This is a genomic window from Alcaligenes sp. NLF5-7 (assembly GCF_024266725.1).
Taxonomy (GTDB): Bacteria; Pseudomonadota; Gammaproteobacteria; order Burkholderiales; family Burkholderiaceae_B; genus Alcaligenes; species Alcaligenes phenolicus.
Genome location: NZ_CP100755.1, coordinates 636,013 through 647,969, shown reverse-complemented (window position 1 = coordinate 647,969; position 11,957 = coordinate 636,013). Strand labels below are relative to the sequence as shown.

Here is an 11,957-nt window from a genome sequence, read left to right as displayed (position 1 = left end):
ATGACTTCACTTTGGATTCCTCTGTGCTTATCGCTCAAGGTCGCCGGTTGGGCGACCTTGTTTGCCTGTGTGCTGGGTATAGGAGTGGCCTATGCCTTGTCGCGCTGGCAGTCGCGCTGGTGTGATCTGCTTGATTCCATCTTGACCTTGCCCATGGTTTTGCCGCCTACCGTCATCGGCTATTACCTGCTGGTCTTGCTGGGTCGGCGCAGTGCCTTTGGGCAATGGCTCTCCAGTATGGGGATTGAACTGGTCTTTACCTGGCAGGGCGCGGTGATTGCCGCGACTGTCGTAGCTTTTCCCATGATTTTGAAGGCCGCGCGTGCGGCTTTTGAGGATGTGGACCCCCGCCTGGAAAATGCGGCCAGCGTGCTGGGTCTGAAGCCCTTGGCCATCTTCTTTCGTGTCAGCCTGCCTTTGGCAGCGCGTGGCATCATGGCAGGCGTTTTGCTGGCCTTTGCCCGCGCTTTGGGCGAGTTCGGCGCTACGTTGATGATCGCGGGCAGCATACCGGGGCGCACCCAAACCATGTCCATCGCCATTTACGAGGCAGTCCAGGCAGGGGAGGATCAGCAGGCATTGGTGCTGGTCGCTATTATTTCGATTACTTGTGTGCTGGTCCTGTGGAGTACCAGTGCCTTGTCACCCCGTCACGTACGCCGTAAAAGAGGGATGCAATGAGCCTGACTGTACAGATTCAACGCACCGTGGTCAGCGAGGCCCGTCATTTTGACTTGAACATTCAGATTCAAACCGAAGCCCGTCATATTGCCTTGTACGGGCCTTCGGGTTCGGGCAAGTCCTTGACGGTGCAAAGCGTGGCGGGCTTGTTGCGGCCCGACCATGGCCGCATTCAAATTGGCGATCAGGTCTATTTTGATTCTGAAAAAGGCATCAACCTGAAACCACGCGAGCGTCGGGTGGCGTACCTGTTTCAGGACTACGGCCTGTTCCCGCATCTGACCGCAGCACAGAATATTTGCTTTGGTCTGAACACGGGCTTGTTCAACCGCTCCGTGCGAGACATGCCTGCGGCTGCCCAGCGTTGGGTAGAAGCGTTTCAGCTGGAGTCGGTATTAAGCAGCTATCCCGCCCAGTTGTCTGGCGGGCAAAAGCAGCGTTGTGCCTTGGCGCGAGCCTTGGCTATTGAACCTCAGCTGCTTTTGCTGGATGAGCCTTTGGCGGCCCTGGATCAGGACTTGCGTGCGCGTTTGCGGGCTGAACTGGCTCAGTTGCAAAGCCAGATCGATATTCCCACTATCCTGATCACCCACGATCCTGAGGATGCCAGGGCCCTGGCCCAAGAGGTCTATCGTATTCGCGATGGACGCATTATCGAATGCTGTACCAGCGCGGATCTGGAAGCTCTTACAGCGTAGCGATCATCACGCTGGATGCCTTGAACAGTGCATAGGCGGACTGGCCTGCTTCCAGGTGCAAGCGCTGTGTGCTGTCCAGGGTGATGCTGGCGGTGACTGTCAGGCCCTGTGGCAGTTCCAGACGTACTTCTGCATTGACGGCACCGGTAATGACATCGGTAATCGTGCCGGGCAGTTGATTGCGTGCGGACAGGGAGTTACGGGTGTCGCCCGTGCCAATCATGATCGAGGACGCTTTCAGAAAGGCCAGAACTTTCTGCCCCTCACGCAGGCCCAGGTTTTCCGTGCTTTCTCGTGTGATGGACGCGACCACGATTTGGCCCTGGCCAATATCCACATGAATTTCGTCGTTGACGGCTCCCGTTTTAATCGTGGTAACGATACCGGGCAGTTGGTTGCGAGCCGAAGTTTGCATGATCATGGTTTGGAGTAACTCCATTTGAGTCGCCACGGAAGGCATTAAACGACCAATACGGCTCATGAAGCGTTGATGCAGCCGGTCGTAGGTTTGATACAGCTCCAGCAGTTCGACGGCTTTGGGCGTCAGGGTGGCACCGCCACCACGATGACCGCCCGTACTGCGCAGCACCAGAGGTTCGCCCGCCATATTGTTCATGATGTCGATGGCGTCCCAGGCCGCCTTGTAGCTGATGCCAATATGACGGGCAGCGGCAGAGATTGAGCCCTGCTCGGCAATGGCGGCCAGCAAGGCCATACGGCGGGCGCTACCCCAGGTATGGTCGCCAGTGCGCAGCGACAGGCTGCCGGTTAATTCGGTATTGGGGGTGTTTGAACTAGACATGGTGATAAGTGTAAGGGCGGGAACAAACTAGGGATAGAGCGCCGGTACAATGGCCGGATCAGCGCTGCTGGCCGTTCTGTTTTCTTGCAACCTTAACTGGTTTTTTCTATGTACGACACCCCTGCTGTTTCCATGGCTCAATTGCAGGAGCTCAATAGTGCCGAGACGGTTGTCTTGACCGTGAACAAGCGCTATGCGCGCCGCCTGCTGGGACATTTGTCGGCCCGTCTGGCGGGTGCTGGCGGGACAGTTGCCGTACCGGAAATTGTGCCTTTGGGCGCGTGGCTGGCGCAGGCCAGTGATCAGCTCTGCTTTTCCGAACAGTGGCAACCAGCCGCGCACCAGATGGATCGCTTTGCCGCCTTGCAGCGTTGGGAACACAGCATCGAGCAATGCGAGGAAGAGGGCTATTTTCTGGATGTCGGTCAGGCGGCGCGTCTGGCTTGTGAAGCCGATACCTTGCTGGATGAGTGGAATATCGAGCTGAAACCCGGCGAGGCCAGCGTGGATTTTGAACGCTTCATGCAATGGCGCTCTCACTACCGGCAAAGCCTGGAGCAGGCAGATCTGGATGATGCAAACCTGGCTGCGGAGCGTGTGCTTAAAGCGGTGCAGGCAGGCGCCTTGCACATGCGTCATCGCCATATGGTGCTGCATGGTTTTCATGAATATTCGCCGCGCCTGCAAAGTTTGTTGAGTGGTTTGCAGGACATGGGGGTAGAGATTCTCCAGCTGCAGCACGAAGAGGCTCCGGCGACAGAGGTGTATCGGGTGCAGGCGCAGGATGCGGATACGGAATGGCGCCTGGCGGTGCAGTGGGCGCGTCGTCAATTGGACGAGTACCCGGATCGCACAGTAGCCATTGTGGCCGCGCAGCTGGAAACGCAATTGCCGTTGGTGCATCGTCTTTTGCGACAGGCCATGCACACGGATCAAGGTGCTTTGCCCTATAACGTGGCGGCAGCCCGATCCTTGGCTGAGTGGCCAGTGGTTGAAGCGGCCATGGCCTGGTTGAAGGCCTTGTTTACGCTGGCGACCAAGGGGCAGGCCGAGCCCGCCATGCTGGGCGAAGCCTTGCGTTTGGGAGCGTGTCAGGCAGAACAGTCTGAAGCAGGTGGCCGTGCCCGCATTGACAAGGCCTGGCGCGACAACCGCATTACACAAGTTAGCCGTAAAGAATTTGCCGACATGCTCAGCTTCCACACACCCGAACTGGCTCTGGCCTGGGGCAAGGCGGTGGAACGCTTCGAGTCCGTATCGGCAGGCGCTCAAGGAGTGGATACCTGGGCGTCGGTCATGCGCCAATGCCTGGAGGCTTTGGGCTTTCCGGGCACTAACCGTCTGGATAGTGCCCAGTTTCAAACTCTGGAGGCTTTGGAAGCCTTGCTGCTGCAATTGGCGCAGCAAGCGCCGGTCTTGGGTCGCATCAGTGCCTTGAAGGCACAAAGCGCTTTGGCCCGCATGGCCCGTGAAAATTTGTTCCAGCCACAACGAGACCCACGTTCCCGGCTGGACGTGCTGGGTTTTCTGGAAGCGGAAGGCGGGCGCTGGGATGCCGTATGGGTGCTGGGCCTGACCGATGATATTTTGCCTGCTGCGGTCAAACCCAATCCTTTGATTCCTGCCCAGGTGTTGCGTCGAGTCTCGGCACCTCGCAGTACGCCAGAGCGGGAGCTGGAATGGGCGCGCTGGATGCTGAGTGCCTTGCTACGCTGTGGGAATCAGGTTTTGCTAAGTGCGCCTTTGCATCAGGGCGAACAGGAGCTGAGGCCCAGCCCCTTGATTGCCCACTGGCCCGTGCTGGAAATGCCTTGGGCGGTGCAGGCAGAGCAGGCCGTTGCACAGGAAGCCTTGCTGGACGAGCAAGGCCCCAGTCTGAAGCTGGAAGAGCGCATACGTGGCGGGATCAGTGTGCTGGATACCCAGGCTCGCAATCCCTTGTGGGCTTTTGTGAAGTTTCGGCTACATGGTCAGGCCTTGCCCGACTACGCCCGTGTGGGCGATATGAATACACGCGGGATGTTCCTGCACCGCGCCGTCGAATTGTTCTGGCTGCGTGTGAAGGATCAGGACAGCCTGCATGAGCTGATTGGTGAGGGCTCACTGCTGGATGTGGTGCAAACGTGCATCGATCAAGCGGCGCAAGAAGAGCTGGCCGATTACGGTCCAGTGCTGCGCAGCCTGGAAATGGAGCGGGGTCTGGCCGTCTTGAACGAGTACGCTCATCAGGAAGCCCAGCGCCCACCGTTCGCCCTGGGGGCGACGGAGCATGAGTTGAGTTGGAGCCGTGGCTTGTTACGTCTGAACCTGCGTCTGGACCGCTTGGATGATCTGGCTGATGGCGAGCAATTACTGTTGGATTACAAAACCGGCATAGGCGAGCTGCGGCCCGATAAAGACTGGCTGCGGCCCAGACCCGTGAATCTGCAATTGCCGTTTTATGCCGCCGCCTTGCAGGATGAGGGCCGCACCGTCAGTGGTTTGGCCTTTGTACGCTTGCATGCCCGACAGGTCGGTTTAAGCGGTTTGGCCGCGCCCGGCATGGATATTGAGGGTCTGACCGAATTGGAGAGCGCCCAGCAGTGGACCGCCCAAATCGCGCAGTGGAAACAGGCGGTGGAAAGCTTGGCAGATGAGTTCCTGCAAGGGCAGGCCGCCAACCAGATCTGGAACCGCAACGATTTGCTGTATTGCGATGTTTTGCCCTTTTTACGTTTGTTCCAGGAAGACCTCCAAGACAATGGAGGAGAGGTGTAATGGTGACAGTCCCTAGCGATAGCCCCGCCCGTGCACGGGCACTGGACCCCGAGTCCTCCTTTCTGGTCCAGGCCCCAGCCGGTTCCGGCAAGACAGAGCTGCTGACCGATCGGATTCTGGCCTTGCTGGCTCGCGTGCAGCGGCCAGAAGAAATAGTGGCCATTACCTTCACCCGTAAAGCTGCGGCTGAAATGCATGCGCGTGTACTGGAGAAGTTGGCCGCTGCCAATCAGGAACGGCCTGCCGAGCCCTACCGGGTACGCAGCTGGGAACTGGCGCGTGCCGCCATGCAGCGCAATCAGGAGCAGCAGTGGGATTTGCTGGCTTACCCGGCCCGTTTAAGCATCCGGACCATCGACTCCTTGTGTGCCCACCTGGTACGCGCCATGCCCTGGATTACGGGGCTGGGCGGGGTTCCGGCCATTACCGATAAGGCCCAGGAGCATTACGAAGCGGCGGCTTGGGCCACGCTGGAGATGGCGGAAAGCGTGCCCAGCGTGGCGCGTTTTCTGGAGCACATGGATGTGAACTTGCTGCAGGCGCAAGCTCTGTTGGCCGGTATGTTGGCCAGCCGCGATCAGTGGTTGCCAGCGGTGGGGCAGGGCGGTGATGTAGCCTTTTTACAAGACAGTTTGCGTGAGGTGGTGGAGCAGCAACTGCAGCAGCTAAGCGATTCACTGCCACCCGGTTGGGCGCGAACCTTGGCCCCCCTGGCCTGCTTTGCGGCCTCGAATCTGGAAAGCGGCGATGTGCTGGCCTTGGCGGATTGGCAAGGCGATAACCTGGCCCCGGTCATGGACGATTTGCCGCGCTGGCGTGGTCTGGCAGCCTTGTTGCTGACGGATAAAGGCGATCTGCGCAAAAGCCTGACGGTGCGTAATGGATTTCCCCCTAAAACGGCACAAAAAGAAATGCTGACCGAGTGGTTGAGCAATTGTCTGGGTGCAGAGCCCTGGATTGCTCGCCTGGCCAGTGCACGCCTTTTGCCCGAGCAATACTCCCCCCAGCAGCAAGAAGTCCTGTCCAATCTGATTCAGGTCTTGTGGCTGGCTGCGGCGCAATTGAAACTGCGCTTTGCCGAGAAAGCCGAGGTCGATTTCACCGAGATTGCCCAACGTGCCTTGCAAGCCTTGGGTGATGCCGACGAGCCGGGCGAGCTGCTCTTGCGCATGGACAGGTCCATACGCCATTTGCTGGTAGACGAGTTCCAGGACACCAGCCAATCCCAGGTGCAGTTGCTGGAACGCCTGACCAGCGGCTGGGAGCCGGGCGACGGGCGCAGTCTGTTTTTGGTGGGCGACCCCATGCAGTCCATTTACCGTTTCCGCAAGGCGGAAGTGGGTTTGTTTCTGCAAGTCTGGCAAGCTCGACGCTTGGGCGAAGTAGAGTTGGAGCCGCTGAATCTCAGCAATAACTTCCGTTCGCATCCGCGCTTGGTGGAATGGGTGAACAAGGTGGGGGCGCAACTGTTTCCGGCTCGACCCGATCCGGATCTGGGCATGGTCACCTACGAACACTCGACCGCCTTCAAGCCCGATATCCCCGATTGGGCGGTGCATTTTCACCCGTCCTGGCATTTTCGAGTGGCTAGGGGAGAGGACGCTGTGCCGTCGCAACAAGCGGCTCAAGAGCGTGCAGTGCAGGAGGCGGTTCAGTGTGCGGCCCAAGCTCTGGAACGTTATCAGGACAGCGAACATCCGGTGGCGATTCTGGTGCGAGCACGTTCGCACTTGCATGGTCTGGTGCGCAAGCTGGGCGAGCAGGGCATACCGTGTCGAGCCGTAGAACTGGAACCCTTGCAACAGCGTCCTGTGGTGGCTGATCTGGTGCAGTTGGTCCGTGCCTTGGCGCACCCGGCTGATCGACTGGCTTGGCTGTCTGTGTTGCGCTCGCCATTGATCGGCCTGCGTTTGGAGAGTCTGCACCGCCTGTGCGCCTTGCATCCTACACAGACCTTGGCCGAGCTTACACACAATCAGGATTTTGAAGACTGGGATGCCAACGAGCGTTCTCGTCTGCTCTTTGCTTGCCAGATCTTGCTGGACAAAGGCAATCGTAGTGGCTTGATGCCTTTTGCTGCCTGGGTGCAGGAATGCTGGACGCGCTTGGGCGGGCCGCAAGTCTATCCAAGCCTGGCTGATCAGGCGGATGCAGAACAAGTCTTGCGTCTGCTGGAGGAGTTATGCCCTTACGGACCGCCCGACCAGCAACAATTGCAGGCCCGTGTGGAGTCGCTGTATGCCACCCCGCAAGGTACGGGCAAGGCCGTGGAGGTGATGACGATTCACAAGTCCAAGGGCCTGGAGTTTGAAACTGTCATTTTGTTTGGTTTGCACAAGCAGTCAGCAGCCGACTCCGAGCCGTTGATTCGTCTGGAGCACAGCGCCGAGCGCTTGATTCTGGGGCCGATCAGTCACAAGGGCAGCGAGCAGCGCGATCCGGTGTCGCAGTTTCTGGCGGCGCGGGAGCGTATCCGGGCCGAGCAGGAAAGCCACCGCTTGTTATATGTGGCCCTGACGCGTGCCCGTCAGGAGCTGCATCTGTTTGCGGAATTGAGCATCACCCAGGATAAGGGCCTGCGCGAGCCGGATGGCCGCTCCTTGCTGAGCCGTGTCTGGCCGGTCCTGGAGCAGCCACAGGCTCCTGTTTGGCAAGCCGAGCAGGGCGGACAGCAAGAGGAAGCAGGGCAAGGTTCCGCAGCATTGTTGCAGCGTGTGGTGAGCTTGCCGGCCGCGCCGCCCGAGCAGTTGCAGGCCGACAGCCCGCAGTATCAAAGCTGGCAGTGGTCCCTGGACACGACTCATGAAAAAGCCATTGGTACGGTTGCCCACGACTGGCTGGAAAAGCTGGGCCGTGAAGGGCTGGAGCAATGGCCGGTAGAACGCTTGCAGCAAGGCCGCGCCGTGATGCGTCGTCAACTGTTGCGTGCTGGTGTGCCAGCGACCTATCTGGATGAAGCCGCCCAATCCCTGTTTGAAGCGATTACTGCGACCGTACAGACGGAACGGGGCCGCTGGCTGCTGGGCGTCAGCCGAGCTTACCGGGAATGGTCCTTGCTGGACGTCAGTGGCCGGGTGTCGATTATTGACCTGGCCATTTCCCAGGAAGATCACTGGCTGGTGGTGGATTACAAGACCGGACGACCTGCCGAGCATGAAAGTCTGGACGATTTCAAGGCCCGGATGCTGGAGCGTTATGCGCCGCAATTGCAGCGGTATTGTGAGCAGGTGCAGGCTCTGGATGGCCGGCCCGCGCAGGCTGCGCTTTATTTCCCGAGAGCCGATCTTTGGCTGCCGTATTGATGCTACACTATTGGTCGGCGGGCCCCTCCGCATGGTTCGGCGGTGAATCTGGTCAGGTCGGGAACGAAGCAGCCACAGCCGTGCAGAATCAGTGCCGGAGTCAGGCTCGCCACTTCATTTGCTTATCGGGTTATGCGCGCCCGGTCTATCTGCTTCCCTTCAGCACCGAATCCGGTACACTTTTCCTTTCGCTTATTTGTATTGATGGTTCACGCCGTCCGGAATTCGCATGACCTATCTCGTTCTGGCCCGCAAGTGGCGCCCCCGTTCCTTTGACACCTTGGTTGGTCAGGACCACGTGGTGCGCGCTCTGACGCACGCCCTGGATACCCAGCGCCTGCACCATGCCTGGCTGTTTACGGGCACACGCGGCGTGGGCAAGACCACCTTGTCGCGTATTCTGGCCAAGTCGCTGAACTGCGAAACTGGCATCACTTCCAAGCCCTGTGGCGTTTGCCGCGCTTGTACCGAGATTGATGCTGGCCGCTTTATTGATTATGTAGAGCTGGACGCCGCTTCCAACCGTGGTGTGGAAGAGATGACCCAGCTGCTGGAGCAGGCGGTCTACGCACCCAGCTCGGGCCGTTACAAGGTCTACATGATTGACGAAGTTCACATGCTGACCGGGCACGCCTTCAACGCCATGCTCAAGACGCTGGAAGAGCCGCCAGCGCACGTCAAATTCATTCTGGCCACGACCGATCCGCAAAAGATTCCGGTCACGGTCTTGTCGCGCTGTCTGCAATTCAATTTGAAGCAGATGACAGTGCCCGCGATTGTGGGCCATCTGCAAGACATTCTGACTCAGGAAGAAATGCAGTTCGAGCTGCCTGCCTTGCGTTTGCTGGCACAGGCAGCTGATGGCTCCATGCGCGATGCCTTGTCGCTGAGCGACCAGGCTATTGCCTATAGCGCGGGCGATCTTAGCGCCCAGGCTGTGCAAGCCATGCTGGGCACCATTGATCAACGCCACCTGGCGCAATTGCTGCAAGCGCTGGTCGCTTACGATGCACAGGCCATTATGGGTGTGGCCGATGATCTGGCCTTGCGCGGCCTGTCTTATTCGGGCGCTCTGGCTGATCTGGCAACCTTGTTGTCCCGTATCGCCATCGAGCAGCGCATTCCCGGCACGATTTCTGATGATGATCCTCTGGCAGAGGCGGTGCGGCAACTAGCGCCCATGCTCTCGCCCGATCATGTGCAGTTGTTTTATTCGGTAGCGGTGCATAGCCGTCAGGAGCTGTCTTTGGCTCCGGATGAGTACGCCGGTTTTGTGATGGCGTGCTTGCGCATGCTGGCCTTGCTGCCCGAGCCCGTCTCGGCGTATGTGCCACCGCCAGCAGGGCCTTCGGGGTCTGATACTGCTGGTGCTGGTGCTGGTGCTGGTGCTGGTGCTGGCGCGGCTCAGGCTGCTCCCGCTCCTGCGGCAGCCCCCGCTGCCTCTGTTGATGCCGCCGCCTCTGCCGCGCCTCTACAGCAAGCTGCGCAGGGTGCGCAAACAGAGCCGAGCACGCAAACCGCACAAGCAGTACAAGCCGCGCAAACCACTCAGCCTGCGGTTAGCCCACAGGCCGCGTCTCAGCAGGCACAGGCTTCTGTCCCTGCAGCCGCCCCGGTCGCTGATGTTGCCCGTGCACATGCAGCCCAAGCAGCGCCAGTCGCAGAATCCATCCCTGCTGACGACGATTTTGTCCCGGCCTGGGAAGATGCTCCCGAGCCTGCCGGTGCAGGGGCCAGCTATGACTCTTCAGAGTCTGCCCCAGCGGATGCAAACTTTGACGCCCGTTCCGCGACCAGTCAGCCTCAAGAAGCTGCGACTGCAGTTGCTGGCAGCAGCGCTGTTGAAGCCGTCCAAGCGGCATCGACTCCATCCGCCCCGTCAGCCCAGCCAGCCGCAGAGCCCACCTCCGCATCCCAGGCTGATTCCTCTGCCGACCCTGTAGCGGAATCCTCCAAAGCCCAGGGCAAGAACAGTGCTCAGCCCCTGATGTCGTCTCAGGCCCAGGCCGCTGCCCGAGTAGGCCCGGTGGCAGAAGAAGCGCCGCCAGCCGTCTCCGCCCAGGACGGCCCGGAAGAGCCCGCCTGGCTGTCCGAGGGCATGGACGAAGAGTTCGAGAATTACCAACCTCTGGATATGGACGCGGCTCGTGCCGAAGAAGACGGCGATGTACCGTCTGTGTCCCTGTCTGATCGCTTCATGCCCGACACTGAACTGGGCCTGCCTGTACCGCAAAGCGGTTCGGACAGCCCGCGTACCGTCCGTCTGGGCGGCATGAAACCGGAAACCTGGCCTGAAGTGGCAACCAGCCTGCCCTTAAGTGGCTGGGCCGCTGAATTGGCCCGCCAGAGCGAATGGCTGGGCGTGAAAGGCCAGGAAATCCACCTGCGTGCCAAAATCAAGGCTACTGAAGGCAGCCAGGGCAAAGCGCGCTTGCGCACCGTTTTGTCGGAATACTTTGCCCAGTCCATTCAGTTGGTGATCGAATACGGGGATACGGGCGATGCCACCGCGCATGCCGTGGAGCAGGCCAAGCTGGCCGAGCGCCAGCGGCAGGCCGAAGAGCAGGTTGCCCAGGATCCCTTTGTCTTGAGCCTGATCCAGGACTTTGACGGCAGCGTCAAAGCCGGGTCGATCAAGGCCACTCCTTTGGTTCGGGCCGCCTGAATGGCCCCTTGTCAATTTATATCAATCAGGAAAACCAAACCATGATGAAAGGTCAGATTGCCGGCTTGATGCGCCAGGCGCAGCAAATGCAGGAAAACATGAAAAAGGCCCAGGAAGCCTTGGCCGATATCGAGGTCGAGGGCGTTTCCGGTGGTGGTCTGGTCAAGGTCATCATGAACTGCCGCCACGATGTGCGCCGTGTCTCTATCGACCCCAGCCTGCTGGAAGACGAAAAAGAGATGCTGGAAGATTTGATTGCTGCTGCCTTTAACGATGCACAGCGCAAAGCCGAGGCAACGTCGCAGGAAAAAATGGCGGGTGTTACCGCTGGCCTGCCACTGCCACCCGGTATGAAGTTCCCGTTCTAATGAACGAACCGCAGATCGCAGAGCCCGAACCGCTTCGGGCTCTGATCCAGGCTCTGCGTCGGCTACCCGGTGTGGGCGAGCGTAGCGCTCGCCGCATGGCCTACCACTTGTTGCAACACGACCTGGTAGGTGCCGACCAATTGAGCCGCGCTCTTGAACATGCCACGACGGCACTGCAGCACTGTCAGCGCTGCAATGGTTTCACTGTTCAACCTATCTGTGAGACCTGTGCCAATCCCCGCCGTGATCCGGCGTTGTTGTGTGTGGTGGAGACGCCTGCCGATCAAAACATGATCGAGGCTACGCATGGCTATCGAGGCCTTTACTATGTGCTGATGGGGCGTTTGACGCCGCTGGAAGGCATAGGCCCGGATGCCTTGCAATTTGACCGCTTGCTAGAGCGAGCCGGTGATGGCCAAGTGCAGGAAGTGATTCTAGCGACCAATTTCACCGCAGAGGGCGAAACCACCGCCCATCATCTGGCGGAAATGCTCACTAGCCAAGGTTTGAAAGTAACTCGACTGGCACGCGGTGTGCCAGCCGGGAGCGAGCTGGAGTACGTAGACCCCAGCACCATTGCCTGGGCCTTGATGGAGCGTCGCGCCACCTAATCGGGTTTGACCGCTTGGCGGACAAGGGGGGGACACCCCCCTTTGTTTTTTAGTATAAGTATCAGACCTAAAT

At 59.5% G+C, this 11,957-nt stretch carries 8 protein-coding genes and 1 other RNA gene; 8 read left to right on the top strand and 1 reads right to left on the bottom strand.

The window, feature by feature from the left end:
- Both modB and MID00_RS03080 read left to right on the top strand, forming a co-directional pair.
- The gene (gene modB / locus MID00_RS03085) at nucleotides 1–681 is read left to right on the top strand and encodes a molybdate ABC transporter permease subunit (protein WP_009461324.1); all 681 of its coding nucleotides are present in this window, start codon (nucleotides 1–3) and stop codon (nucleotides 679–681) included.
- Entirely contained in the window at nucleotides 678–1,379 is a 702-nt protein-coding gene (locus MID00_RS03080) for a sulfate/molybdate ABC transporter ATP-binding protein (protein WP_254499673.1), read from the top strand. Before modB ends, MID00_RS03080 begins: the two co-directional genes overlap by 4 nt.
- Here MID00_RS03080 and MID00_RS03075 read toward each other — a convergent pair.
- Nucleotides 1,369–2,181: a TOBE domain-containing protein gene (locus MID00_RS03075; protein WP_009461326.1), complete on the bottom strand. Its 813-nt coding sequence runs from the start codon at nucleotides 2,179–2,181 to the stop codon at nucleotides 1,369–1,371. The two genes, MID00_RS03080 and MID00_RS03075, sit on opposite strands and share 11 nt — an antisense overlap.
- A 108-nt stretch (nucleotides 2,182–2,289) precedes the next feature.
- Here MID00_RS03075 and MID00_RS03070 point away from each other — a divergent pair, with 108 nt between their 5' ends.
- From MID00_RS03070 to recR, 6 genes are all read left to right on the top strand, one after another.
- Nucleotides 2,290–4,938 carry a hypothetical protein gene (locus MID00_RS03070; RefSeq protein ID WP_254499672.1) on the top strand — a complete coding sequence of 883 codons (2,649 nt, stop codon included), beginning with the start codon at nucleotides 2,290–2,292 and terminating at the stop codon, nucleotides 4,936–4,938.
- Nucleotides 4,938–8,240: an exodeoxyribonuclease V subunit beta gene (locus MID00_RS03065; protein ID WP_009463059.1), complete on the top strand. Its 3,303-nt coding sequence runs from the start codon at nucleotides 4,938–4,940 to the stop codon at nucleotides 8,238–8,240. The genes MID00_RS03070 and MID00_RS03065 overlap by 1 nt, the downstream gene beginning before the upstream one ends.
- A 16-nt stretch (nucleotides 8,241–8,256) precedes the next feature.
- Nucleotides 8,257–8,354, top strand: an RNA gene (ffs, locus tag MID00_RS03060) — signal recognition particle sRNA small type.
- A 115-nt stretch (nucleotides 8,355–8,469) separates the two neighbouring features.
- Nucleotides 8,470–10,905 (top strand): DNA polymerase III subunit gamma/tau, encoded by a 2,436-nt coding sequence (gene dnaX / locus MID00_RS03055; RefSeq protein WP_254499671.1) that lies wholly within the window; start codon nucleotides 8,470–8,472, stop codon nucleotides 10,903–10,905.
- Nucleotides 10,906–10,946: 41 nt separating this feature from the next.
- Entirely contained in the window at nucleotides 10,947–11,273 is a 327-nt protein-coding gene (locus MID00_RS03050; RefSeq protein ID WP_009463063.1) for a YbaB/EbfC family nucleoid-associated protein, read from the top strand.
- The gene (gene recR / locus MID00_RS03045) at nucleotides 11,273–11,884 is read left to right on the top strand and encodes a recombination mediator RecR (RefSeq protein ID WP_003803396.1); all 612 of its coding nucleotides are present in this window, start codon (nucleotides 11,273–11,275) and stop codon (nucleotides 11,882–11,884) included. The genes MID00_RS03050 and recR overlap by 1 nt, the downstream gene beginning before the upstream one ends.
- Nucleotides 11,885–11,957 lie beyond the last annotated feature (73 nt).

Bases quoted from the DNA above. Each gene is read 5' to 3' on its own strand.
- modB (WP_009461324.1), top strand. From the start codon at position 1: ATGACTTCACTTTGGATTCCTCTGTGCTTATCGCTCAAGGTCGCCGGT.
- MID00_RS03080 (WP_254499673.1), top strand. From the start codon at position 678: ATGAGCCTGACTGTACAGATTCAACGCACCGTGGTCAGCGAGGCCCGT.
- MID00_RS03075 (WP_009461326.1), bottom strand. From the start codon at position 2,181: ATGTCTAGTTCAAACACCCCCAATACCGAATTAACCGGCAGCCTGTCG.
- MID00_RS03070 (WP_254499672.1), top strand. From the start codon at position 2,290: ATGTACGACACCCCTGCTGTTTCCATGGCTCAATTGCAGGAGCTCAAT.
- MID00_RS03065 (WP_009463059.1), top strand. From the start codon at position 4,938: ATGGTGACAGTCCCTAGCGATAGCCCCGCCCGTGCACGGGCACTGGAC.
- dnaX (WP_254499671.1), top strand. From the start codon at position 8,470: ATGACCTATCTCGTTCTGGCCCGCAAGTGGCGCCCCCGTTCCTTTGAC.
- MID00_RS03050 (WP_009463063.1), top strand. From the start codon at position 10,947: ATGATGAAAGGTCAGATTGCCGGCTTGATGCGCCAGGCGCAGCAAATG.
- recR (WP_003803396.1), top strand. From the start codon at position 11,273: ATGAACGAACCGCAGATCGCAGAGCCCGAACCGCTTCGGGCTCTGATC.